Source organism: Dyadobacter sp. NIV53, assembly GCF_019711195.1.
In the GTDB taxonomy this organism is placed as follows: Bacteria; Bacteroidota; Bacteroidia; order Cytophagales; family Spirosomataceae; genus Dyadobacter.
The window spans coordinates 421,060-446,790 of the sequence record NZ_CP081299.1 but is presented as its reverse complement, the minus strand read 5'-3'; the positions used below and the strand labels follow the sequence as shown (position 1 = coordinate 446,790).

Genomic DNA, 25,731 nt, shown 5'->3' with positions numbered 1-25,731 from the left:
CAAAGTGGACGCTGAGATAACTTTAAAATAAAGCATCATTCAAAACCTTAGTTTATCTTCACCAATGCACCGTTAATTTCAACCATTGCGCTTCCTTTCAGGGCTACACTCACACCTTCCAGTGAAAGTGTTGCGCCTGCTTTTACAGTCAGGTTGGATGCACTTTCAATCGTTACACCCGACGTCTCAAACGTTATTTTGTTGCCGGTTTCGTCCTCAATCAATACCTTTTTGTCCTTATCCGAAATTGTTAGCTTTTTTCCTGCTTTTGTTTCAACCTTGAAAGCGGTTGCGTCGTCATCAAAAATCATTTTTATACCCCCGTCTCTGGAAACATAGCCTTTTTCATTATTGGCAGTGGCAGGTGTAACAGGTGGTGCCAATGCCGAACTATGAAGCATACCCAGTATCACCGGATTCCGGATATCGTTATTGATAAATGCAAGAATCACTTCATCATCTTTTTCAGGACGGAAAAAAGTACCGCGTCCATTGCCCGCATCGAGCGTGCTGATACGTGCCCATATTCCATCATCTGAATCATTCACTAAGGGAAACCTGACTTTTACACGGTGTTCAGGATCGCCGTCAATCTGTGTTACAACTCCGATTTGCAGGCCTTGCACCGACGGCATAGCGCCTGTTGCAGTTGCCTGGGGCTGATGTGGATTTACCGTTTCAGAAAAAAACTGTTCTGATGCAAGTCCAAAATGTATCTCAGTTTCCCAGCAGCCATTTTCATGCGTTTGTTTGATGGACGACACAAGATGATTACCGTCAAATCTTGAACCAATACGCTGCATTTTTATTATATCACCGACTTTAACACTTGTATTTCCATACGTTTTAAAATGTCCTCGGATCCTGGAAAGCCTGCTTTTTAGCAACCGGGCATCAGCTATGGCCTGCTGCTCTTCCTGGGTCATGCTTCCGCTGTGGGTAATGTCCAGTGTTTGTGATCCTGCTGCCGCGCTGAGTGTTCCCGCATCTACGTTTCCACCTTGTCCGGCTTCGGCAGGGTCATTGGCAGTCGTTTCCTGAACGCTTTGAGTGGCAGGATTCCATGTACGAACGCGTACACTTTGTGGCTGGGTCCGGGCATCCGTATCTGCCTGTAATTCAAATATATTTTCTCCGTAAGCAAATGTTTCAACCACGTCACCATCAGACAAACTCCGGGGTAAAGATTTGGTAATAAAAACATTGTCCGAAACGCAGCAAAACATGCCGGTAGAATCCAGCCGTGAGACTGCAAAATCCCAGTCAGACTGATTATTCTGTGTTATTTCTTCATGGGTAATAGCTGAACTTTCTATTTCTGTTTCTGTAATTTCATTTTCCTGTGCAAGGGTTTCGGTAATATCACTGTCTGTTACATTTCGGAAATGACGGTTTTTAGGTGGTGCTGTCATCCTGAAAGCCTGGTCTTTACATTCAATTACAAGCTGCGATACTGTGTCTGAACCCGTTGTCGCATTTTCGCATCGCGTTATTATTCCTTTAAAAATAGTAACAGTTTCGTGATGAAAACCCATTTGAAGTTCCACTTCCTTACCAGGCTGGAAAAGGTCGGGATCATCAGTCGGGAATTTGCCCGAAGCCAGTACATCACCTTGCTGTACGCTAAGCCTGGCAGTAGGGATTTTATTGATTTCCTTACTCGTTTCTACGCTTAGCAGCTGATATTGTTCAGCGATTTCCGTTCCATCAATTTTCATGACGAGACTTACCAGATCGGATTGCGGAATGACAACTTCAGACATTTTCGTTTACTTAACTGGTGGAAAATACAAATCAGAACCTGTACGTATTTTTCGAAAACTGGTCAGGTTATTGGCTTTGGCTGCGTCTATGTAATACTTGTCCGATGTATAAATTTTCTCGGCCAGCAACGTAAACCGGTCACTTTCTTTGAAGGTCCTGCGGTGCGTTATATCGGGCGACTGGCGGTTTTCCTCTGCCAGGCGTTGTTTTTGCGGTTTGAATTCTTTGAAAGTCCCTTTTGCCAAAGCCCGGATCGGCTTGCCATCGGGTTTAAATAACTTATATTCAATGTCCAGCGCCGTCAGTACACATTTGAAAGCAAGCGTTCCCCACAGTATTTCCAGATATTTGCTCCGGTGAATCGTACTGTCATAAATGCCGGATACAAAAGCTTCCACTTCTGAAACAACATCATTTATTTCAGCAAACGGATTAATTATGGTTGGCAGCAAGGACGTTTCTTTGATGACACCTGTACTGTCAAACAAAAAATCAAAATGCAGTTCTTCCGGATTGATCCGTACAAAAGCCAGATCAGCACCCGTTGAACCGGGAGTCTGGTTTTCGCAATGTATAATTTTCAATTGCCGGGTATAATTTTCAGGGTTGATCTGAACCGTTAGCGGCTCACCCGATTTCGAATTAAATGTAGCATCAGTATACGCCTGAATCTTCATTTTTTCGATCTTACCCATGAAACTTTCAAACATCAGCGTTCAGATTTTTGTTTGATTTTCTGTAAAACCCGTTCAGTGCACGTTGCAATCACTTCCTGCTTAAGCTTTGCTACGTCTATATTGGCCGTTTTCTGTTGGATCACCGGTTTGGTGCTTTCAGAACGGACCACCGCTTTGATATGTAACTCTCTTATTTCCAGCATTTTTACTAAAAACTAATGGATCCGCTTATTGAACCTGCCGCCGAAAGTCCTGCACCGATGATACTTTCAATACCGATATAATTAAAGTAGCTGTATGAAAGCGTAAGAGATTCTATCACAACCGAATTTTCCTCTGCATTAAAGTTCGAAACCTGCCAGCGTTTTGGAACAGCATTGACAATATACCACGACTGAAGTGGAATATGATCGGCGTTCAGCAATGAGATCAGTATGTTGGTTGGCTGAAAGATAAAATCTTCGATGGCCTGTTTGCACCAGAAAGTAATGCCGGAACCAAAGAACATGCCCCGTTTAAGTGTAATATCAGTATAACTGGTACGAACCGGCAACTGGTGTGTGTAACGGTTTTGTCCGCCTTCTTTCACCGATTCCATCTCAATTGATACATCCAGTCCGGATACTTCCTGAAAACGAAAGTCATTCGGGGTTTGGGGAAATAATTCAAAAGCCACCATAAAATGAAAACCAACCGCAGGGTAATCGAACATGATACAACCGGATTTAAAGTTTGAAAAAAGGCGTTACTCGTTCTGGATCGTTAGTCCTTCGTGTGCGACTTCAAGTGTTTCAATAGCTACTTCATTCCCGTCTGCTTTCAGGTCAGTAGAAGTCACTTTCACAGGAAATGCATTCTGTACTTTCCAGACTACGACAGGATCGTGTTTTTCATTCAGCAGTGAAATGGTGAGCGGACGGCGGTCAATGGTGTTCAGGCTAACTGAATTCCACCAGTCGTAAAAACTATTATCACCAGCAAATGTGCCTCGTTTCATTGTGATATTGCCGTATTTTTGCATTCCCGGCATTTTTATCTTACTGTAAACCGGACTGAAACCATCCCGATATTCGATTACATCGGTACTAACTTCCAGTCCGCTTACTTCGGTAAAGCCTATTTTCGCCCCGCCCCATTCTACACGAAAATGAAACTTGGGAAGTGGATATTCTGCCATGATTGATTGTTATAATTAATTGGTTGTTGCATAAAATGAAAACTTTCGGCTCCAATATGATCAGGTACCCGGGCAACTATACCATGAACTGTGCATCATGCGAAGCCTAAGTACATTAAACTTTGAACTCTACACGTCTAAGATTCCTGCTGTTTCTGCGAAAACTCAAGTATGATAAATTCGGCCGGACGAACAGGTGCCATGGCAATCCTGACAATCATTTTACCTTCCAGAACATCCTGGAACGTCATGGTAGTGCCAAGTCCAACCCGCACATAATAAGCCTGTTCTGACTTTGCGCCAGCCAGTGCGCCCTGCCGCCAGAGTGTGTTCAGGTAATTTTCAATCATGGAACGAACCTTTACCCAGGTATTGGCGTCATTAGCCTCAAATACAAATTGCAGACAGGCCTTTTTAACCGATTCTTCAACCATGTTATAAAACCGGCGTACAGGTACATATCTCCACTCGTTATCGTTACCAGCCAGCGTGCGTGCACCCCAGACTATGATACCCCGGCCTGTAAATTTCCTGATCACATTAATAGATTTTCCTGTATCATGTACATTCAGCGTTTCCTGTTTTTTGTCGTCAATTTCCACAGTTACAGCACTAACCGAATTGAGGCTAACATTCGCTGGTGCTTTCCATACGCCGCGGTTGCCATCTACATAACTGTAAATACCAGCCATTGCACCACTCGGAGGAACTGTGGTAGATGAACGTTTCAGGGCAGTTACTATATTGTTTAATCCTGGAAACCCGTCAAATAGCGCTTTTTGTAACGTAGTTTCATTCGTTTCAGCGGCTGTTTTTAAAGTAGCCAACCCAACGTAAACCGAATCAAATACTTCCCGAAGCATCGGTATTGAAGCCATCATTTGTGCCATCCGGATCGGATCCGTTGTTGCAGTGGCATTGTTGAAAATAGTGTCCAGTGCAGCTGGTGACCCGGCTCCAAAAATAGTGGCCCAGTTGGGATGGGTATTGGTTGCATGGGCAGCAGCGTCAAACCTTGTAAACGAAGCGCCAAAGGCTGCCACGGCATCAGCACCCTTATCATGGCTGATCAGCTTTACATATTGCGGCTGAATTCCTGTAATAATTCCTGCCGCCTGTGTATTTAGAGCAACTGTTTTGATATTGGCTGCTACGGTATACTTTTGCAGCAGATCGGCAAAAGTGTACAGATAATCAAAAATGGCAACCAGATCAGGAAGCTTAGCAGCAACCGTAGTCTTTGAAGTCAGGCTGTCCGTTAAACGGCCAAATTCTGAGGTTGAAATTTTGACCGTATTGAAGTCGGACTGGATGGTAAGTGCGTCAGACACTGCATTGTTCAGGCTTGTAAGCTGAGCCAGGATATTGGCTTTATCTGCTGCTGAATAACTGCTTGCCAAATCCATTATGGCAACGTTAATTCCTGATCCTGATCTTTGCAGTTTACTTGGAAAAGCTGCCACACTGGTATCAATCAGATCCCGGTAACTAACTGTTTTGGTCAGAATTGCTTTTAGCCATGGCGTATATACGGCACCATATTTCAGATTATTAATACCTATACTGTCACGGAAAGCATTTACGCCATTTTGCCAGTCAAGATCCGTGGCACCTTCCTGCAAATCCAATACAGCAAAACGGTTTACGTCCACACGTGTATTTACATCTCCGCATTCAACCAATGCGGATTGCTGCAGCGCGTGAAAATCGGGTGTGGCCAATGCCACAGCATCCGGAAAAACGATCATGGTAGGATCATCCTTTTTTCGCAAAGCCTGAATTCCAGCATCAAAATCAGCTTTATCCACTGCTTTTGGATATAAGCCTACCGATATAATAAAACATTTACCACCTCCATTTGCATAGAAAAGCTGCATGCTATCATAGAGGTAATACATATTTTTGGAATTGATTTTGGAAACCCCGTTGGTAGCATCTATTTCTATACTGGTATAATTTACGGGCGGGCCAAATCCGAAATACAGATTGAACTCTGCAAAAGAATTTACTTCCTGGGCAACATTGAGCAGATCACCAGGCTGTAATAGCTGTGCTTTTTCGGTGTAGCCAATAAATGCGGGAATCGCAGTATCTACTTGTGCTACCGATGGCGGAAAAATGGAAATTTCTTCCACATACACGCCGGGGGTTCTGTAATTCATGGTTGTATTCCGTTTTAAGTATATTACGCTTTCTTGAAAAATAACTCAAAAAAAGATCTTCATTACTGATAAAAGCAGGGTCAAACAGTTGAAAGTCTGCTGGTACCGTAGCCGGATCATGCCAAATATCAATCACACCAAAAGGGTTTTCTGAATTACCCAGTCCAATTTCCGCTTTGGTTTTTCTGTCAGTATTACCGATTCCATTTACATCGTTCTGGTTTAAAAACAGGCGGGAACCTAACTTTTTGCCCGATTTATTACTGAAATAAAATACCTCACCATTTAAAGGGATTATAGTTTTCAGGTTCGTTTCATTCAGAATATTAACATTAACCGGTTCCAGAAAAAAACGTAGTAATGTCGGGTCCGGTAATTTTATTTTTGGTTCATTTTTGACAAATCGTTTGGGTATTTCTGTATCATCCCCGGGCTGTACTTCCAAAAACACCGTCCACCTGTTACCCATTACTCTGTGCGCAATCCGTTGCCCTGTCAGCAAAACCTGCGTTGCAATCGGGGCCCTTATCGTAAAACTTTCGCCCAGCAGCATCTTATCCGCAGAGACGGCTGTTGGTTTTTCCAGTGCCACCTGAATGCTGAATAAAATGCGGTATTTGGTTATAGTGAGCACATTTATATGTTTTTAATCGTATAATTGAATCTCTTTTATCACCGTTCCAAGGGTTTCCTGAACTTCCTCTATGGAGATCAGCCGCATCCGGAACACAACAGAAGGCAAATAGTGCCCACCCAGCGACGACCACAACTGATGTGTTTGTTCGATATTTAAACTCACCAGATCTAAGATCACTTTATCAATTCCCGCGTCAAGCCCGGTCGTATTTTCCGCTGAAAACACTGATTTCTGCTGAAAAAACCGGATTACTGCTTCCAGGTTAAATAGTGCAGATTTGTAGTTATCCGGCGTATTTTCCTGATTATAAGCGGCAAACAGGAGTGTCAGATTGAAATGCTGAACCGGGTTTTTATAAAAAATCTGATTGTTGCGGCGAACGAAATTTTCCGGATTTTTAAGCATTTTATCTTCTTCCACATTTACCAGGGAAAGTATAACGCCATTCGGAAATGTCGAAAAACTGTTGCCATCGTTGAGCATGGCTACATTTCCCAGGTCAATCGGGCGATTATTAGTCCCCGAAATATATAAATTGGCTTCTTTGGTCAATAAATCAAGTGTCTTTGCAAAAAGGGACTGAACAACAGACATAATTTCACGAATTTATAAAGCCGGAATTAATATATACTGGCACAAAAACGCACACTCGTTATGTATATAACGTTATAGTATAAACGTAATAAAAATTTTTCAGGCGACCGTTGCTTTTATTGGCAATAGCTGTTTGGGGTTATTCTTATTATTTACTTCTAAAAGGAGTGGTTGTAATTACTTTATGACATTACAAATATATTTGTAGACTGCATTCTATTTTAGCGTAAAATTACCTGATTTTAAAAACACGTGTTTTTACGGATTCCTATTAGCTAACGGTAAAGCCCGTTCAAATCCATTGAAGAGATTCAAACGGGCTCCGGGATTTCTTATTTTGTATCGCTTTTAGAATTCCTATATCAGGGTGAGATTAATAAGGTAGTGGGATCAGGTAAGGCTAACGGAATTGAACATATACTCCTAAGGGTTATAAGAATTAATATATGTTCAATTCCGTTGACAATGATATTAAATTACAATTCCGAGCTTTATTCCAAAACTCACAAGCAGGGGCAGAAACAATTTTAATCTTCATGGTTGCAGTAAAATACTGCGCTCTCTCACTCAAACTATTGATTTTTAGGTCAATAGCTATAACTTCTGGAAAAAGTAATGTAATTGATAATGTTTCTGATACCGAAAATATCTGATATGCATTCCTGTGCCAGATATCTTTCGCTTTCAGACCTTACCTTTCCTTCCAGATATACACGTCTTCCTGAAACCCAGATCCTGATCTTTTCGCTGTCAATCATAGCATTTCTATGAATGGCATTCTGCACTTTCAGTTCAAGGTCCCTGTCGGTTGTCAGAGATTCATAATTGCAATCGCCTGACTGTTGAAATCTACTTTTTGCTATCATAACGCTCGTTAAAAATTGTTACATTCAATCATATAAAATTAATAAAAAAAATGTTTTTTTCAAGCTTTTATACCTGTGTAATTACAGTATTAAATTTTACGAATAGACAGGTATGCCCACTTTATATAAAAATTTGTCCTTTTCATCTTAAAATATTCACATTCAGGCGAAAGCGTGAACCGGTTCATTTAAGTATCACGTATACGGATTAAGAGTTACTAATTTCCGGGAGATTTCTGTATACGGAAATAACCAAACAGGTAATTTAAAATGCAACTCTATTACGCTAAACGTTTAATCAATATTCCGAAGAATAAATACGATTAATAACAAAAATGACAATAAAAACCCATAGATTTGGGCAATAAATACTATAAGTTTAATAGAATTAATACGTTGTAAGTCTCTGCAAAATTAAACGCGTCCAACTTTTTATTATGCCTGCTGGGTTTGGTTATCGTTATGATAGACAGCAATTACCATATTAACATTTTTAGAGCGATTCCCACGCCCTGTTTGCTTTTATTACCAAACAGTCCGGAATTTACTATTTCCCAGGCAAACAATGCCTTCCTTCGTTTGTCAGGTTGTGAAGAATCTTTATGGACTGGCAGAAGCATTTTTGATTTTTATAATACTTGTGTTACGGCTAATGAGCCAGACATTTTATTGGATTTATCAGAGTTACTCACTGCAACATTAAAAACTGCACAGCCTTGTAAAATGGTATTGCAGAGACGTTTTCTTAAAAACTTCCTGAACCCGAACACCGGTTCTATGGTTTTGGAAAATGTTCCGGTTCTGGATCTTGGAGGTAAAATCATTGCTATCATGCATTTTATGAATGAGGCCGAAATGGAACCCGAAGATCTGGGCAAGAACCTCATTGATGCAACCCGGGACCTTGTCTGGTCCGTTGATATGGATATGCGAATTATTACTGCAAACCACGCGTATCTACAAATGATGAAAATTGCAACGGGAAAAGATATTGCGGAAGGTGATTTTGTGCTTTGCGATGAACTGGGGCATGAGCTTAATGAAAAATGGAAAAAATACTATGGCCGGGTTTTTAATGATGAAAAATTTTCTGTCAGGGAAAAAGTATATAATCCAATTAAAAACCGGATCGAGTATGGTTTGGTAACGCTAAACCCTATCTACAATCGTGATGGCAAATTGTTTGGAGCTGCGTGCTTTTCCAAGGATATTACAGTAGAAGTAGATATTTCGCTCGAATTACAACGATCTAAGGAGGAGCTTAGCAAGATCATGGATTCTTCGCTGGATGTAATCTGTACCATCGACGATGCCGGCAAATTTGTAAAAGTGAGCGCAGCTGCGGAAAGAATATGGGGTTATTCACCAGCTGAACTAATTGGCCGGTCACATTTGGACTTCGTTTATCCGGATGATCTGAATATAACTATTTACACCAACGCTGCTATAAAAACCGGACTGGAAATGACCAATTTTCAGAATAAATATATCCGCAAGGATGGCAGTCTGGTTCCTATTGTCTGGTCGGCACGCTGGGATAAAAAGGAAAAGCTTATTTACTGCGTGGCAAGGGACGCCACAGAAAGAATGAATGCTGAATTTGAGATGAACCTGCTGGTTAATTACACCGAAGAGCGGTTTATGTTACTGAATAAAGACCTTCAGATTGTTTCACTGAACCAGCAGTTTGTTCTGTTTTTTAAAGAATATTTCGGACAGGATATATGGAAAGGAGATTTTATTCTTGATTTTGCCCGGCCCGGAAGAAGAGAAGTTGTACAAGCCATTTACGACAGGGTTTTGACCGGGCAATCTGAAACAGCGGAAGTTATTTTACCTGATTTCCGCCAAAATGAGCATATATTTTCTGTTAATTACAAGCCTTCATGGAATGACCTAAACGAAATAAACGGTGTTTTTGTGGGTATAAGTGATGTCACGGATGTGGCACAGGCACAAAAACGGATTGCAAGTTCAGAGGAGAAATACCGTTTGCTGTTTTATGAAAGCCCGCTGCCAAAATGGATCTATGATCTTGAAAGCCGGTATATTTTAGAAGTGAATGAAGCAGCAATTGCTCAATATGGATTCAGCCGGGACGAATTCATGAATATGACCGTCGGTGATCTGGGATTAGAAAGCAAATGGACAAAACCAGAGAGCAATGGAGTCAGGAGTTCGGATCATACTGAAATTATCACACACAGAAGGAAAAACGGTACACAGATAAAAGTAGAAATTTCAAGAAGTTTTTATTCCTATCTGGGAAAGGATTGCCTGATCGTGGTTTCCAATGATGTCACCGTGCGTGAAGATGCGCTGAAAAAAGTGAAGGAGAATGAAGCCAGGCTGATCAATGCCCAAAAAATAGCTAAACTGGGTTCCTGGCAGCGTAACTGGGATGGAGATGGACTATACTGGTCGGATGAAATGTATAATATCTGGGAAGTGTCCAAAGATTCATTTCAGATCAATTTTGACAATGTTATTGAAATGATTCATCCGGAGGACAGGGAGACATTTACTGTCAAAAGAGACCAGTATTTGAATGGTGAAAAGGATTTTGATATAGAGCACAGAATAATTCTGGCAGATGGCAGTATTAAGTGGGTAACCCAGACAGGTAAAAGGGTAAGGGACAAATGGGGCAATTTGCTAAAATTTGAAGGCACATTACAGGATATTACATCGCAAAAATTACTGGCGCTGTCATTAGAGGAAAGCAACCTGCGCTACAACTATCTTACCAAAGCTACCTCTGATGCAATTTGGGACTGGAACCTGATAACAGAAATTATTTATTGGGGTGAAGGTTTTAATAACATTTTCGGTTATGATCTGAACGAGCTTAAAAATGATATCAGTTCATGGACCGACCATGTTCATCCGAGTGATATTGAACGGGTAGTCAATTCGGTTTATGAGGCACTTGATAGCAAGGAAACAAAATGGACGAGCGAGTACAGATACCAGAAAATGGATCAGAGTTACGCTTATGTAACGGATAAAGGGTTTATCATTCGTGATAATCATGGAAAAGCGATCAGGATGGTGGGCTCCATGCAGGATATTTCGAAGAGAAAGGAAGAAGAATACAGGCTCAAATTATTGGAATCGGTTATTACCAATACTACTGATGCGGTGATGATCACTGAAGCATTTCCATTGAATGAACCCGGACCGAAAATAATATATGTGAACAGGGCTTTTACCCTCATGACCGGTTATGCAGCAGAGGAAGTAATTGGCAAAACTCCAAGGATTTTGCAAGGCCAGAAAAACAGATAGAAAGGAACTCGACAAACTAGCTGAATGTCTCAACAATCTGGAATCCTGTGAGATCACAATTATTAATTATAAAAAGAACCGTGAAGAATTCTGGGTCAATATGGCTATCAGTCCGGTGGCTGACGACAACGGCCATATCAACCATTTTATATCCGTTGAACGTGATGTAACCCAGCGAAAAAATGAAGAGCTTGAAAAATTGCTTTTGGTTGAAATCAGCAGATTATTCAATGAGCCGATAGCACTTAATCCGGCTTTACAGAAAATGCTTGAAAAGCTTGTTGTCTTTGGGCAATTCAGCATGGCCGAAGCCTGGCTGATCAGTACTGACGGAAAAAAGATGAACCTGGTTGCTTCGTTTTCTGAAACGGGTATAACAGAAGATTTTTACAGACATAGCCATCAGATAAATAGTTTTAGTAAAGGTGAGGGGCTGCCAGGATCGGCCTGGAAAACAAAAAAGATACAATACTGGAATGCTGATACGGGCTTTGAATTTCCACGGGCCAAAGCTGCCGAAAGAGCTGGCCTAAAAACTGCGTATGGTATCCCGGTCGTTTATAATGAAGAGGTAATTGGGGCCATTGTTTTGGGGCAGGTAACTTACCAGCCAGTCCCGGATAAATTATCAGGTTTATTTGAAAGTCTGAGTATTCATACCGGTGCGGAAATCAAAAGGAAGCAGCTTGAAGATGACCTGAACCAGATCTTCCGTTTTGCTCCTGATATTATATGTAGTGTGGGGGTTGATGGTTATTTTAAAAAGATCAATCCTGCTATGTGCCAGATGCTGGGATACAGTGAAGAGGAAATACTATCTACTCCGATTGTAGATTTTGTCCACGCCGACGATAGACTCCAGATAGGAACAGCACTGAATGATGTGGGAAAAAGCGAGGCAACGTATTATATAGAAAATCGGTATTATACCAAATCGGGCAGGATTAAGAGATTTGCGTGGACGGCATCGCCATCTCCTGAGCAGGGATTAATTTTTGCGGTTGCAAGGGATATTACAGAAAAAAGGAACTGGAAGAACTCCTGAACAAAGCCAATCTTATGGCCCGTCTGGGTAGCTGGGAAATTGATTTGGTGAAGGAGACTTCATACTGGTCCGAAATAACACAGAATATACATGAGGTCGATGCATCATATTCGGCTGATATCGAAACCGGAATAAGCTTTTATCCTGAAGGAAAACACAGGGATTTGATTACACAAAAAGTAGACGAATGTATACTTTACGGAACTCCCTGGGATGTGGAATTACTGATGATAACAGCCAAAGGCAATTTGAAATGGGTAAGGGCAATTGGTGAAGGCGAATTCGTAAATGGAACTTGCAGGAGGCTTTATGGTAGCATTCAGGACATCAACGATCGGAAAGTGGCCGAATTGACACTGCTTAAAACACTTGAAGAAAAAAATACCATTCTGGAAAGTATAGACGATGCTTTTTTTGCAGTGGACAGGCAGTGGATTGTGACTTACTGGAACAGCCAGGCTGAAAAACAGTTGGGTCCACACAAGGACAAAATGTTAGGCCAGAATTTATGGGAGGTTTTTGCCGATAGTGTAAATTCTTATTCATATCATAAATATGCCGAGGCAATTGAAACCAATCAGGTTGTGCGGTTTGAGGATTACTACGAACCGATGGTCAGATGGTATGAGATCAGCGCTTTCCCATCTGACTCCGGTTTGTCTGTCTATTTCAAAGATATTACACATCGCAAGCTTACAGAGATCCGGTTGAACGAACTGAATGCAAATCTTCAGAAACAAACCAAGGAGCTTGCCATGTCCAATGCCGAGCTGGAACAATTCGCTTATGTAGCATCACACGATTTGCAGGAACCGCTGCGCATGATCACGGGCTTTCTGACCCAGCTTGAAAGAAAATATAAGGATGTACTGGATGAGAAAGGTAAAAGATATATTGATTTTGCTGTGGACGGAGCAAAACGGATGCGCCATATTATCCTGGACCTGCTGGAATTTTCAAGGGTGGGCAGAACAGATGATAAATTGGAAAAAGTCGATCTGAGTGAATTAGTAAGTGAGATTGAAATTTTACTGATGAACCAGATCGAGGAAAAAAGTGCAGTGATCCATAAAACCAATCTCCCTGTTATTGGGAGTTATAAAACGCAGCTTCGTCAGGTGTTGTTAAACCTGATCGGAAATGCCCTGAAATATATTAAAGCAGGCATACCGCCGGTGATAGAAATTACGGCTAAGGAATTTCCGGATCATTGGAAAATGGCAGTAGCAGATAATGGAATTGGTATTGACGCGGAATATTTTGAAAAGATTTTTATCATTTTCCAAAGGCTTCATCATAAAGATGAATTTCCTGGGACTGGAATGGGATTGGCAATTACCAAAAAAATTGTGGAGAGTCTCGGTGGTAAAATATGGGTAGAATCGGTAGAGGGAAAAGGAAGTACTTTTTATTTTACAGTTGAAAAAACAAAAGAATGAAAGACATACATATTTTATTGGTTGAAGATAATGAAGGCGATATTCTTCTGACAACAGAAGCATTGGAAGAAGGTAGATTTTCGGCCAGGGTTACTGTGGCCAGAGATGGGAGGCAGGCCATTGACCTGCTTGATAAAACTGGTGCATACGCTCAGGCGGATTCGCCCGATTTGATTTTTCTGGATATTAATTTGCCAAAAAAAAACGGGCACGAAGTACTCCAGTATATTAAGGCTTCTCATAAGCTGAAACACATTCCTGTGGTCATGCTTACAACTTCATCATCAGATACGGACATAAACCGGGCGTACCGGAACTATGCAAATTGTTATGTAACCAAGCCGGTGGATGCCGAAAATTTCGGTCCCGTATTAGCCAGTGTTGAAAACTTTTTTATAAATGTTGTAAAACTGCCCTCTCATAAATTGTAAAAGATGGAAATGAGTAACAGACAGTATGAAATTTTAATTGTAGAAGACAATCCGGGAGATCTGGAACTGATAACCGAATTCTTAGAGGAGCAAAGCGTTTCTCTGCATATCTTTCATGCAAAAGATTTTAAGGAATGCAAAAATCTGCTAACGGTTGAAAAACTGGCCGTTAACGTCATTTTGCTGGATTTGTCGTTGCCTGATAAAAACGGGGCCAGCCTTATCCTGGAAATGATGGATATTTCGCCCGACATTCCAATTATCGTGTTAACCGGGTATGCTGATGTCCGCTTTAGTGTAAATTCCCTTGCCCTGGGTATTTCAGATTATCTTTTAAAAGATGATCTATCTTCATCATCATTGTATAAAAGCATTTTATACAGTATTGAGCGCAAGAAAAAGTCGATTGAACTGGAAGAATCAGAAAAACGATATAGTAACCTGTTTCATCTCAGCCCGCAGCCGATGTGGGTGTATGATCTGGAAACGCTGGAATTTTTAGATGTCAATGATGCTGCTATTGAGCATTACGGTTACAATCGCGAAGAATTTATGGCGATGACGATCCGGGATATCAGGTCTGAGGAAGATATACCTGAGCTGGAAGCAGCTATGTTATTTATTAAAAATTCAGATCAGAATCATTTTGATGGTACTTTCAGGAACAGGAAAAAAAGCGGCGAGTTTATACGTCTTGACATAAAAGCAAATAAAATCTGGTTTAAAAACAGGGAAGCAAATGTGGTGCTCGCGACTGATATTACAGACCGGCTCAATTATATTAAGGCGATTGAAAACCAAAATGAAAAACTGAAAGAAATTGCGTGGCTGCAATCCCATGTAGTGAGAGCGCCGGTTGCCAGGTTGATGAGCCTGGTGGGCCTGATAAAAAATTATGAAAACACGGAGGAAGAGCAAAATGAACTACTTGACTACATTTTAATGTCGGCCCGGGAACTGGACGACGTGATCCGGAGCATTTCCAACAAAACGAATAAAATTTGATTGATAGAATTTACTCTACTAAAATTATATTGAAATAACAACTAGTTTTAATTCTCTGTTAATATGTTTATTTATGGAAAAAATATAAAAATAAAAGTTATAAATATTTTGTTGTTTAATCGATTAAACATAAATTTGGGTCACTTCATCAAGATCAGAAAGCGCCGCGTTACCTGACTACACGTTCCTTTTTCCAAAACACACTTCTTAATTGCATTTTCTTACTGTTTTAAAAACCTTAAAACCTGAAAGTAGCAAAACGTAGATTCCTTATTTCCATATTTCGCAGAAAACTGACCGGTTATTTTTGAAAAAATAGCCTGGGAAAGACTTTGTTGTTCCGGATAGCTTAATCGTTAAAGCATTTCCTGATGACTGGATTTACATAGCCGGCACGGGAAGACTTGACGGTGTACGTATAATGCATATAGTTATTGCAGTATTTCGATTCAAACAGGTGGTCTATTGCTCATCTTAACGTTATGAAAATACATTTAAAACTCATCATTAGCATTCTGCTTTTGAGCAGAAGTATAATTCTGGCACAAAACCTGACCATTTCCGGAAAGGTAACCAGCCCGACAGCCGAAATTCTGCCCGGCGTCAACATTCTGGTAGGCGGTACCAATCAGGGAACTGTGACCGATTCGGATGGCAAATATGTAATTTCGGCGCCATCCGGTGCAACACTGGTGTTCTCATATATTGGTTATGTAAGTCAGACCATTAGTGTTAATTCGCGTTCTGTGATTGATGTACAATTGGTTCAGGAAGAAAAAAATCTTACAGAGGTCGTAGTAACTGCGCTTGGGATAAAGCGCGAGGCTAAAACGCTGGGATATGCAACCGCCACAGTCAACACTGACCAGATCTCAACCAACCGATCGCCCAATGTACTGAGTGGTTTACAGGGCAAAATGGCAGGTGTTAATATTTCGTCCTTGTCGACAGGACCGGGCGGAACGGCCAAAATTCGAATCCGCGGGCAATCTTCATTCAGCGGCCAGAACAGCCCGTTGATTGTAATAAATGGTGTTCCGATTGACAATTCAAATTATGCCGGCGGTGGAGATTACGGACAGCGTTCGGCTAATAATTCAGATGGCGGAGACGGTTTGTCAAGTATCAATCCGGATGATATAGAATCGATGACTGTACTGAAAGGGGCAACTGCTGCTGCTTTATATGGTTCGCGTGCGAAAGATGGTGTGGTGATGATCACAACAAAAAGCAGAGGCTCAGGCACTGGCTTAGGAGTTACCTATAACATGAATTTTACCACAGATACACCTCTTGATTTTACAGATTTTCAATATGAATATGGGCAGGGCGAGGGTGGAAAACGGCCCACAACTCCCAATCCGACTTCCGGTGTATGGAGTTTTGGAGAGAAATTCGAGCCGGGAATGACCCAAATTTTGTTTGACAACGAGGTATATCCGTATGAACCGGTGCGGCACAGAGTCAAAAAGTTTTATCGGGTTGGTACCAATCTGACAAACACCGTTACTTGTGTCAAACAATGGGACAAATGGCGGATTCAGCCTTTCACTATCCAATACGGACAACAAGGGAATTGTTGAAAATAATACTTTTAATAAAAAGGTCGTCAATCTGGGTTTTAGCCAGAATATTTCTAAAAGGCTGACGGCCAACGGTAACATCAATTATTCAAAAGAAAAAAATACAAATCCGCCTCAGATAGACGCTCAGGATTTTGCCACTTCAACAGTCATATTTACACTGGCAAATTCGATGCCCTTCCAGGCACTGAAAGACAACCAGACGCTGCCAAATGGTGATGAATTTGTTTTTTCAAGATTTTTGGTACGTAATAATCCTTATTATTCACTGAGCCATCATTTTGAAAATATTACTAGGGACAGGATTTTTGGAAATATTGCGCTGAAATACCAGTTTACTGACTGGCTCTATTTACAGGGAAGAATTGCCCAGGATTTTTATGTACGTGGCCAGGATTACAATATTCCTAATGGATACGCTCCGATCGCCAAAGCGCCGGTTGGTTTTGTAAACGGCTCATTTACACAGGACGTCAGACGGAATACGGAAAGAAATCTGGATTTTATTCTGGGTGGAAATCATACTTTCGGGCCAATTGGCCTGGATGTTACTTTGGGAGGAAATACCCGATATGCACGTATGGATTACAACAGTGTGACAGTACAGGATTTTATCCAGCCAGGTTTATACACCGTGATGAATGGAAGGGTGAAAAATCCGTTTTACAGCCTCACAGAAAAGAAAATCAATTCGTTGTTTGGTGCCGCAACGATAAGTTATAAGGAATTTTTGTACCTGAATGTGACTGCCAGAAACGACTGGTTTTCAACACTTGCGCCCGCAAACCGAAGTATTTTGTATCCGTCCGTAACGGGTAGTTTTGTCTTTTCACAGGCATTTTCTAACCTTCCTGCCTGGTTGTCTTTTGGTAAGTTGAGGGCTGCTTATGCACAGGTTGGTTCTGATAATGTAAACCCATATTCGAATGCGCTTTATTATGCGGTTGATAATAATTCCTTTCCTAATCCGGCCGGTCAGCCGGTTCCGGTAGGAGGGATTAATGTTTCGACTGTTCCAAACCGGGATTTGCGTCCGTTGAGGGTGAAAGAAGCAGAAGCCGGACTGGAACTGAAATTGTTTGAAAATGCGATCGGCCTTGATTTTACTTATTACCACAAAATCACCGAAGACCAGATACTTGCGGCGCAGATTTCAGATGCATCATCCTATACTAATAAACTGATCAATGTAGGAAGAAGCATGAACCAGGGGCTGGAAATATTGCTGACCGGATCGCCGGTTAATACCAAATCATTCCGTTGGGATGTAAGTGTAAATGCGTCCTATAATACTTCAGAAGTGCTGAAACTTGGCCTGGCAGATAAGGATACTGTAATTACTGTTGGCGGCGGCGGCGGCAGGACTTTGAATGAAGTTGTGGGAAAGCCAATCGGGCAATTATACACCTTTACTTATTTGAGGGATGCACAGGGCAGGCAGGTTTTTGATAAAAACAGCGGAATGCCTTTGCGTAACAATACCCTGAAAAATGTAGGAAATGCATTGCCGAAATATTTTGGGGGAATTACCAACACATTCACTTACAAGGGAATAATCCTGTCCGCGCTGATAGATTTTAAGCTGGGGTATAAAATGATTGCCGGAAGAAATATCAATTATATGCGGCATGGTTTATCCAAACGTACCCTGCCTGGCCGTGCGGAAGGCTTTGTGATCGGAAACGGCGTGAATCCTGACGGAGAAATTAACCAGACCAAAGCGGCCGTTCAGCCTTTTTATGAATCCATTAATCCATTGGGAATCAATGAAGATTTCGTGTCCAATGCGGGATTCTGGAAATTAAGGCAACTTACTTTAAGCTATGACCTGGGCAAACTTTTGCCTGCCAAATCATTTATCCAGGGATTAAGGCTGAGCGCTGTTGCGAACAATGTCCTGATCATTAAAAAATGGACAGAAAATATGGATCCTGAAGAGGTGATCAATTCCTCGGACAATTCCGCCGGGCTCGATTTCTGGCCCGGGTTACCGCCAACACGAAGCATTGGATTTAATTTGAATTTAAGATTTTAACCTCAATCTCAGATTAGAAAATATGAGAACGAATCTAAAATATTTCTTAGGAATGCTGCTCTCATTGAGCCTGCTTTCCGGTTGCGACGATGGGTTTGATGAGATCAATACCAATAAAGTAGACCCGACGTCATTAGCACCCTCGCTGATTTTAAACAAAGCAATTATAAGCACGACTTACCTGGACGGCGTTTCTACATTGGGTATGCTTTGTTACAATTTTGGTATTGTGCAGCAGATCATTACGCCTTATGGAAGTTCGTTGTCCGGCGGCAATTACAATCAGTTCAATAACGCCAACACGCCGCTGGTCTGGGTGAATTTTTACAGAAATGTGATCAAACAGGTTGTAGCCGTTGTAAACCAGACCAGGGATGACCCGGCTCAGGCTAATATTTACAATGCGGCCAGGATCTGGAAAGCTTATGCATTTATGATCCTGACGGATACTTATGGAGATGTGCCTTATTTTGAAGCCGGGCAAGGATATATCAATGAAATTATCAGTCCGAAATACGACCCGCAGGAAACAATTTACAAGGACATTCTGAAAGAACTTGAAGAGGCTTCCGCTGCACTGGATGTTTCGCAGGCACCTGTTACAACAGATATTTTATATGGAGGTGATGCCGCTAAATGGAAAAAACTGGGTTATTCGCTCATGCTGAGAGCCGGCATGCGCCTGACCAAAGTTGATCCCGAGCTGGCCAAAACTTATGTAACAAAAGCAGTTGCGGGCGGATTGTTTGAATCCAATGATGATAATTCTGTTATTCGTCATACAGCAATTTATAACAACTACATTGCCAATCATTTAGCAGCAAGAGAAAAGACCAACTTTTACCTCGCGGCACCCTTTGTTGATTATTTAAAGGCAAATAATGATCCGCGTTTGCCAGTAATGGCCGTCCGGTATGTAGGTGCAAAGGGCGGGCCTGAACAAGTTGATGCCCGTGCTACATCCGATCCTAAATTGCAGATTGGCATGCCAATGGGGTATAACGATGTTTCCATTAATACCATTCTAGGTCAGTATGGCGTGGCGAGTTTATGGGACTTTACCCAAATAAATCTCAAAACCGTTCTTAAACTGGATGCTCCTGAGTTTCATATTACTTATGCCCAAAACCAATTGTTACTCGCCGAAGCTGCTACAAGAGGCTGGATTTCAGGTGCCGCATCAGACTATTTTACAAAGGGAGTAAGAGCACATCTGGAACAAATGGCCAAGTACGATCCCAGTGCAACAATTAAGGAAGATGCCATTCAGGCTTACCTGAAAGCACATCCGTTGGACCCTGCCAAAGCTCTGGATCAGATCAATACGCAATACTGGGTTGCGGCATTTCTGGATGGAAGTGAATTGTTCGCCAATTTCCGTAGAAGCGGCTATCCTGCACTGAAAAAAAATCCATATCCGGGTTCTGAAATTACCGGTGATTTTATCCGCCGGATGCCTTATCCTGATAGTGAGATCATTGTCAATCTGGGTAACGTAAACGAAGCTAATTCCCGCCAGGGCCCAAATGACCTGAATACACGCGTGTGGTGGGATAAGCCATAATTAGTTGATTTATAAAATATTACTATTCCTAAACCTTTCAACTATTATTGATTTTATGATGGATAAAACTGATTTCGGCCGCCGTGATACGATGAAGATGCTTGGCCTTAGTGGTTCCGCCGGTATTCTGGGTTTGTTTGGAGGCATTTCAACAGCGCAGGCGCGGGAAGAAAAGGGAGTTCCCGGTTATGCAAAAGCCATGAAACCTGTCAAAATCACGAGTGTCAGAGCTATTGCTACGGCTCCTCAGGGTTCTAATCTGATCGTCGTCAAGGTTGAGACGAGCGAGCCCGGATTGTACGGGCTTGGCTGTGCCACTTTCACCCAACGCGCTGCGGTGGTTCTGGTAGCAATCAATACCTATCTCAATGAGTTCTGTACAGGCAAAGATGTCGATAATATTGAGGATATGTGGCAGGCTGCTTACGTCAGTTCATACTGGAGAAATGGCCCGGTGCTCAACAATGCACTGAGCGGATTGGACCAGGCACTTTGGGATATCAAAGGAAAACGTGCCGGAATGCCATTATATCAATTGTTAGGCGGAAAATCGCGGTTTGCTGTACCATGTTATACACATGCAAATGGACGCACGCCTGAGGAAGTAGTTGAAAGCGTTAAAGGAATTCAGGCAAGGGGTTTTAAGTATATCCGGATTCAGCAGGGAGGTTACGGGGCAGTGGGAAGTACGGAACAAAAACCTGATTTTAAAGCCATGAATTTTGGCGGAGAAACGGATAATTACATGAATGAGCGCACGTACCTGAAATCAATTCCCAAACTTTTTGAGGCAGTGCGGAAAGGTTGCGGCGATGAAGTTGAATTGCTGCATGATATCCACGAAAGAGTGCAGCCCATGGATGCGATCAATATGATCAAACAACTGGAACAATACCGCCCGTTTTTTATTGAAGATCCGTTCTCTCCCGAAAACATGAAGTGGTTCAAGCAGTTACGTGCCAGTACAACGGTGCCTCTTGCAATGGGAGAACTTTTCAATAATATCAATGAATTCCTTGAACCAATGGTCAATCAATGGTTTGACTACATCCGTATCCACGTTTCTCAGATCGGAGGCGTGACGCCGGCTATGAAAGTTGCACGATTGGGTGAGTGGTTTAATGTAAAAACTGCGTGGCATGGCCCGGGTGATGTTTCACCGGTTGGCCATTCAGCTCATGCACATATTGATCTGGCCGTCTGGAATTTTGGGATACAGGAAGCAGTATCATTCAACGACAAAACCCTCGAAGTTTTTTCCGGTTGCCCGACCATGAAAGACGGCTATATGTCTGTCAATGAAGTGCCCGGAATTGGCGTCGATATCAATGAAAAAGAAGCCGCTAAATATCCGATCACAACTAAATCCAACTGGCAGGTAAGGAAATTCGACGGGACTATAATCAGGCCTTGAAGGGAGTTTAGAGTTAAGAGTTCAAAGTTTAAAGTTTACAGTTTTACAAATCTTACCGGAATTGCATCAGGTACGATTTCTCCAATTCTGTAAATCCTGAAAATCCTTTAATTCTGTCAAAATAAAATGAAAAAGATTTCTATGAAAGACATAGCACAACGGGCAGGCGTGTCAACCGCGCTGGTTTCCTATGTTTTGAATGGAAAAGAAAAGGAAAGCAGGGTAGGAGAAGCCATTGCTGAGAAGATCAAGCTGATAGCGAATGAATTAAGTTACCAGCCTAACCACCTGGCAAAAAGCCTGAGAAGTGGAAAAACACATACTATCGGCCTGATCATTGCGGATATTTCAAATCCATTTTTCGCCAACATTGCGAGGGTTGTGGAAGACGAAGCAAAGCGAAATGGCTATACGGTGATTATCGGAAGCTGTGATGAAAACGCGGAAAAATCCCTTGACCTTTTAAATGTACTGATCAACAGGCAGGTTGATGGTTTTGTTATCGTTTCCTGTGAAAATTCGGAAAACCAGATTTACTTTTTAAAAGAAAAAAACATCCCTTTTGTTTTGCTCGACAGGCATTTTCCGGATATACAGACTGATTTCGTAGCCACGAATAATTTTAAGGCTTCCTATGATGCGGGTTCACACCTTGTGAAGGGTGGTTATGAAAAAGTAGGGCTAATTGCTTATAAGTCAGATATGTATCATATGGTTGAGAGGATACGCGGATACAGGCATGCCCTACGTGACAATGGTGTGGATTTAAATGCAGAATGGCTTAAAGAGGTGAGATTTGAAACAATGGAAACGGAAGTGAAAACGGCGATTGATGAAATCATGTATTCCGGCCATAAAGTGGATGCACTCATTTTTGCGACTTACGGCCTGGCAATCAATGGTTTGAAATATATCAATGAATTACGTTTAAAAGTGCCCTCAGATCTCGCAATCGTTAGTTTTGGACAAGCAGAAGTATTTGATCTTTATTACTGTCCAATTTCCTATCTCAGGCAACCACTGGAATTATTGGGAAAAACAGCTGTCCAGTATCTCATCGCGAAAATGAAAAATCCGGACGAAGGAATGAAACAGATTTTAATGGAAGCCAAACTGATCGCAAGGGATTCTTCGAAGGCCAGGGGGGTGATTTTTAAGGGTTAAGGGGTTAAGGGGTTAAGGGGTTAATGGTTAAAGGGTTAATGGTTAAAGTGTTAATCGGTTAAAGTAGATGGATTGGCTGCGACGTCAGTCTAAATACAGGTATATATTCACAGTGATGCTACCGATTTGGTGTGGAACATCCTGATTGAAAATCAATACAACGAAAAGCAGATTAAATCAAACTTTATGCAAAGAAGAGATTTTATAAAAAGTGCTGTAATTAGCTCGGCGGCTGTTGTGGCTGGTTTGCCCCTGGTTGAAGCAGCTTCTAAGATGAAAATTACCAAAATCCGCTATTACAGTGCACCGGGTTATAACAAGCCACTATTTAACCAGGCAAGAGGCATTGTGGAAATTGAAACGGATGGCGGAATTATCGGAATTGGTGAAGGAGGTTCCAAAGATATGATCGAACAATGTGCTCAGATGATGATTGGCGAAGATCCGTTTCGGATTGAACACATCTGGCAGAATGTTTACCGTGGCATGTTTTATCCGCCCGGGCGGGAAAAGCTGCACGCATTGGGTGCGCTGGAAATGGCACTTTGGGATATTAAAGGAAAAGCTTTGAATGTTCCCATATATGAACTCCTGGGCGGTGCAACCCGGGATTATGTGGAATGTTATGCGACAGGTTTCAAAGCTTCCAAAGCGGCAACGGAAGAGGATAGAGCAAGGGATTGTATTGAAGCAGGTTTGAGAGCATACCGAATAGGCCCGACAGGAGGAAACGGCGATCAGGCTTTTGATTTTTATGACAATGTTAAAAAAACTATCGAGTTCTGTAAAAGGATAGACAGAGCGGTAGGTGGAGGTGGGAAATGGGCCATAGACCTGCATACCCGTTTCGATATGACCGATGGTTTAAAGATATGTGCAGCCCTGGAAAGTCTTGAACCTTATTTTGTAGAAGACATTGTAAGATCTGAAAATCCGGGTATTTATAAATCTGTCCGGTCGATGACCAAGGTGCCGATTGCAGTGGGTGAGCAATTCGGTGACCGTTGGGATACAAATGAATTAATAGAAAACCGCCTCATTGATTACACCCGTTTTACAGTCCCTAATACAGGTGGAATTGGTGAATTCAGGAAACTGGCTTCAATGTGTGAAACGCATTATGTAGGCATGATCCCGCATTTTACAGGGCCTTTGTCCACCGCAGCACTTGTACATGTTCTGGGTTCAAGCAGTCCGGCGCGTTGTATGATGGAGCTTGGAGGCGGCGAACCGGAAAGGCCGCCTTACTTCAATGAGGATTACATCAATTTCAAAAACGGCAAATTATACCTGAATGACAGTCCGGGATTAGGTGTAAAGTTTGATCCGAAAAAAGCTGATTTTGTGATGGAGGTCAAAGAAAAAACCAAATTTCCTCATCCGATTTTAAAGGCTCCCGATGGTTCAATTCATAATTGGTAAGAGTAATCATATTTTAAGCAAGCTGAGATCTTGGCAGTCTGAGCGGAGCGGCCGCCGCTACGGTCGAAGACAGGGCGATTAGTGTCAATAATTCCATCATTGTAGCAGACCCTTCGACTGCTACGGCAGTCCGATCCGCTCAGGGTCACAAGATCTTAGCAACTGTTAAATTTTACAAAATGAATAATTCAAATCAATCTACCATTTCCAGGCGCTCCGCAATCCAGTCAGTATTAGGTCTGGCAGGACTAGGAACCATGCTTTTGCCAAAAACCTCCTATGCTTCAATTCCAAAAACGGTCAAAGAATATGGCCAGGTGAAGATTACCAGGTTGGAAACTTTCCTGGTAAAACCCAGGTGGATTTTTCTCAAAATTCATACAGATGCAGGCGTATTCGGACTGGGTGAGCCACTGCTGGAAGGCCGGGCACTGACAATCCAGACTGCGATTAAAGAAGTAGAGCCCTATCTGATCGGTAAAGATCCGAGAGCCATTGTGCACCATTGGCAGGCCATTTACCGCCATGCTTTTTACAGGGGAGGCCCCATACTTACAAGCGCACTGAGCGGTATTGACCATGCTTTGTGGGACATAAAGGGCAAACTGCTGAATGTGCCTGTTTACGAACTTTTTGGAGGTCCAACCAGGGACAGGGTCAGGATTTATGGCCGCGCTGCCAATGCTGAAGATATGAAAAAAGAAAAGCAGAAGGCTTTACAGTGATCAAAACCGGTGTTGCCAAGGTCAATCCTGCGAACATAGTAGAAAACCCGAAGTTCATCAAATATGCCTCTGATAATTTCGCCTCCCTTCGCGAAGCAGGCGGAGCCGACATGGATATTGCTATTGATTTTCACGGAGCTATTTCTCCGCAGACTGCCAAAGTCCTGATTAAAGAGCTCGAACAATACCAGCCCATGTTTATTGAAGAGCCATGCCAGGCTCAGAATGTGGATACTATGGTAGACATTGCGCGGGGCACACACCTGCCTATTGCGACGGGTGAGAGGATTTTTACCAAATGGGGTTTTCGCGAAATTCTTGAAAAAGGTGCTGCCAGTATTATTCAGCCTGACCTGTGCCATGCGGGCGGAATTACGGAAGGAAGACTTATTGCCGGAATGGCAGAGGCTTATTATGTACCCATCGCTCCCCATAATCCAATGGGCCCGATCTCCCTGGCGGCTGGACTTCATGTTGCTGCCAGTGTACCCAATTTTCTTGTTCAGGAGCAGGTTTCGCTGGGTGAAGGTTATCTGAAAAATCCGTTTAAACTTGAAAAAGACGGCAGTGTTCTAATTCCAAAAGGCCCTGGTTTAGGGATTGAACTGGATGAAAACTTAATGAAGGATAAGATAGGCCATGACTGGAAGAATCCGGAATCTTATAATCCATTTGACGGCTCGGTAGTCGACTGGTAGAGCCGGATCCTGGAAAGTCTAACTCACAAGCATAACCAATT

The 25,731-nt window shown here is 42.1% G+C and carries 18 protein-coding genes and 2 pseudogenes; 11 read left to right on the top strand and 9 right to left on the bottom strand.

Annotation, left to right across the window (positions count from 1 at the left end; genetic code table 11):
• Positions 1-47: 47 nt before the first annotated feature.
• The 9 genes from vgrG to KZC02_RS01795 all read right to left on the bottom strand — a co-directional run bounded on the left by vgrG (position 48) and on the right by KZC02_RS01795 (position 7,877).
• Complete coding sequence (vgrG, locus tag KZC02_RS01835) at positions 48-1,763, bottom strand: type VI secretion system tip protein VgrG (protein WP_221392537.1); 1,716 nt, start codon at positions 1,761-1,763, stop codon at positions 48-50.
• A 6-nt stretch (positions 1,764-1,769) separates the two neighbouring features.
• A complete protein-coding gene (locus KZC02_RS01830) occupies positions 1,770-2,474 on the bottom strand; it encodes a LysM peptidoglycan-binding domain-containing protein (RefSeq protein ID WP_221392536.1) in 705 nt (234 codons plus the stop codon).
• Positions 2,474-2,644, bottom strand: coding sequence for a DUF5908 family protein (locus KZC02_RS01825; RefSeq protein ID WP_221392535.1), 171 nt, complete (start codon positions 2,642-2,644; stop codon positions 2,474-2,476). The genes KZC02_RS01830 and KZC02_RS01825 overlap by 1 nt, the downstream gene beginning before the upstream one ends.
• 5 nt (positions 2,645-2,649) lie before the next feature.
• Complete coding sequence (locus tag KZC02_RS01820; RefSeq protein WP_221392534.1) at positions 2,650-3,153, bottom strand: phage tail protein; 504 nt, start codon at positions 3,151-3,153, stop codon at positions 2,650-2,652.
• Positions 3,154-3,186: 33 nt separating this feature from the next.
• A complete protein-coding gene (locus KZC02_RS01815) occupies positions 3,187-3,618 on the bottom strand; it encodes a phage tail protein (protein WP_221392533.1) in 432 nt (143 codons plus the stop codon).
• 137 nt (positions 3,619-3,755) lie between these two features.
• Positions 3,756-5,753, bottom strand: coding sequence for a phage tail sheath C-terminal domain-containing protein (locus KZC02_RS31360; RefSeq protein ID WP_229254440.1), 1,998 nt, complete (start codon positions 5,751-5,753; stop codon positions 3,756-3,758).
• Positions 5,650-6,414: a hypothetical protein gene (locus tag KZC02_RS01805; protein WP_221392532.1), complete on the bottom strand. Its 765-nt coding sequence runs from the start codon at positions 6,412-6,414 to the stop codon at positions 5,650-5,652. Before KZC02_RS01805 ends, KZC02_RS31360 begins: the two co-directional genes overlap by 104 nt.
• A 12-nt stretch (positions 6,415-6,426) precedes the next feature.
• Entirely contained in the window at positions 6,427-7,011 is a 585-nt protein-coding gene (locus tag KZC02_RS01800) for a DUF4255 domain-containing protein (protein ID WP_221392531.1), read from the bottom strand.
• A 587-nt stretch (positions 7,012-7,598) separates the two neighbouring features.
• The gene (locus KZC02_RS01795) at positions 7,599-7,877 is read right to left on the bottom strand and encodes a BON domain-containing protein (protein ID WP_221392530.1); all 279 of its coding nucleotides are present in this window, start codon (positions 7,875-7,877) and stop codon (positions 7,599-7,601) included.
• Between the two features lie 462 nt (positions 7,878-8,339).
• Between KZC02_RS01795 and KZC02_RS01790 the strand changes: the two genes are divergently transcribed.
• The 11 genes and pseudogenes from KZC02_RS01790 (at position 8,340) to dgoD (ending at position 25,690) form a co-directional block, all read left to right on the top strand.
• Complete coding sequence (locus KZC02_RS01790; RefSeq protein WP_221392529.1) at positions 8,340-11,165, top strand: PAS domain S-box protein; 2,826 nt, start codon at positions 8,340-8,342, stop codon at positions 11,163-11,165.
• Complete coding sequence (locus KZC02_RS01785) at positions 11,122-12,210, top strand: PAS domain S-box protein (protein ID WP_221392528.1); 1,089 nt, start codon at positions 11,122-11,124, stop codon at positions 12,208-12,210. The genes KZC02_RS01790 and KZC02_RS01785 overlap by 44 nt, the downstream gene beginning before the upstream one ends.
• A gap of 14 nt (positions 12,211-12,224) precedes the next feature.
• Positions 12,225-13,649 carry an ATP-binding protein gene (locus KZC02_RS01780; protein ID WP_221392527.1) on the top strand — a complete coding sequence of 475 codons (1,425 nt, stop codon included), beginning with the start codon at positions 12,225-12,227 and terminating at the stop codon, positions 13,647-13,649.
• A complete protein-coding gene (locus KZC02_RS01775; protein WP_221392526.1) occupies positions 13,646-14,080 on the top strand; it encodes a response regulator in 435 nt (144 codons plus the stop codon). Before KZC02_RS01780 ends, KZC02_RS01775 begins: the two co-directional genes overlap by 4 nt.
• A 9-nt stretch (positions 14,081-14,089) precedes the next feature.
• The gene (locus tag KZC02_RS01770) at positions 14,090-15,085 is read left to right on the top strand and encodes a response regulator (protein ID WP_310590396.1); all 996 of its coding nucleotides are present in this window, start codon (positions 14,090-14,092) and stop codon (positions 15,083-15,085) included.
• A gap of 482 nt (positions 15,086-15,567) precedes the next feature.
• Positions 15,568-18,703, top strand: a pseudogene (locus KZC02_RS01765) (SusC/RagA family TonB-linked outer membrane protein).
• Positions 18,704-18,725: 22 nt separating this feature from the next.
• Entirely contained in the window at positions 18,726-20,267 is a 1,542-nt protein-coding gene (locus KZC02_RS01760) for a SusD/RagB family nutrient-binding outer membrane lipoprotein (protein ID WP_221392524.1), read from the top strand.
• A 58-nt stretch (positions 20,268-20,325) separates the two neighbouring features.
• On the top strand, positions 20,326-21,681 hold the full coding sequence (locus KZC02_RS01755; protein WP_221394912.1) for an enolase C-terminal domain-like protein: 1,356 nt from the start codon (positions 20,326-20,328) through the stop codon (positions 21,679-21,681).
• A 126-nt stretch (positions 21,682-21,807) separates the two neighbouring features.
• A complete protein-coding gene (locus KZC02_RS01750) occupies positions 21,808-22,845 on the top strand; it encodes a LacI family DNA-binding transcriptional regulator (RefSeq protein WP_221392523.1) in 1,038 nt (345 codons plus the stop codon).
• 186 nt (positions 22,846-23,031) lie between these two features.
• Positions 23,032-24,267, top strand: a complete 1,236-nt coding sequence (locus KZC02_RS01745; RefSeq protein WP_221392522.1) for a mandelate racemase/muconate lactonizing enzyme family protein — start codon at positions 23,032-23,034, stop codon at positions 24,265-24,267.
• A gap of 257 nt (positions 24,268-24,524) precedes the next feature.
• Positions 24,525-25,690 (top strand): annotated as a pseudogene (gene dgoD / locus KZC02_RS01740) (galactonate dehydratase).
• Positions 25,691-25,731: the final 41 nt, after the last annotated feature.

Coding starts and splice junctions, on each gene's coding strand:
- KZC02_RS01825 (WP_221392535.1), bottom strand. CDS start 2,644: ATGCTGGAAATAAGAGAGTTACATATCAAAGCGGTGGTCCGTTCTGAA.
- KZC02_RS01830 (WP_221392536.1), bottom strand. CDS start 2,474: ATGTTTGAAAGTTTCATGGGTAAGATCGAAAAAATGAAGATTCAGGCG.
- KZC02_RS01795 (WP_221392530.1), bottom strand. CDS start 7,877: ATGATAGCAAAAAGTAGATTTCAACAGTCAGGCGATTGCAATTATGAA.
- KZC02_RS01815 (WP_221392533.1), bottom strand. CDS start 3,618: ATGGCAGAATATCCACTTCCCAAGTTTCATTTTCGTGTAGAATGGGGC.
- KZC02_RS01755 (WP_221394912.1), top strand. CDS start 20,326: ATGGATAAAACTGATTTCGGCCGCCGTGATACGATGAAGATGCTTGGC.
- KZC02_RS01760 (WP_221392524.1), top strand. CDS start 18,726: ATGAGAACGAATCTAAAATATTTCTTAGGAATGCTGCTCTCATTGAGC.
- KZC02_RS01780 (WP_221392527.1), top strand. CDS start 12,225: ATGGCCCGTCTGGGTAGCTGGGAAATTGATTTGGTGAAGGAGACTTCA.
- KZC02_RS01790 (WP_221392529.1), top strand. CDS start 8,340: ATGATAGACAGCAATTACCATATTAACATTTTTAGAGCGATTCCCACG.
- KZC02_RS01820 (WP_221392534.1), bottom strand. CDS start 3,153: ATGTTCGATTACCCTGCGGTTGGTTTTCATTTTATGGTGGCTTTTGAA.
- KZC02_RS01775 (WP_221392526.1), top strand. CDS start 13,646: ATGAAAGACATACATATTTTATTGGTTGAAGATAATGAAGGCGATATT.
- KZC02_RS01770 (WP_310590396.1), top strand. CDS start 14,090: ATGAGTAACAGACAGTATGAAATTTTAATTGTAGAAGACAATCCGGGA.
- vgrG (WP_221392537.1), bottom strand. CDS start 1,763: ATGTCTGAAGTTGTCATTCCGCAATCCGATCTGGTAAGTCTCGTCATG.
- KZC02_RS01745 (WP_221392522.1), top strand. CDS start 23,032: ATGCAAAGAAGAGATTTTATAAAAAGTGCTGTAATTAGCTCGGCGGCT.
- KZC02_RS01800 (WP_221392531.1), bottom strand. CDS start 7,011: ATGTCTGTTGTTCAGTCCCTTTTTGCAAAGACACTTGATTTATTGACC.
- KZC02_RS01750 (WP_221392523.1), top strand. CDS start 21,808: ATGAAAAAGATTTCTATGAAAGACATAGCACAACGGGCAGGCGTGTCA.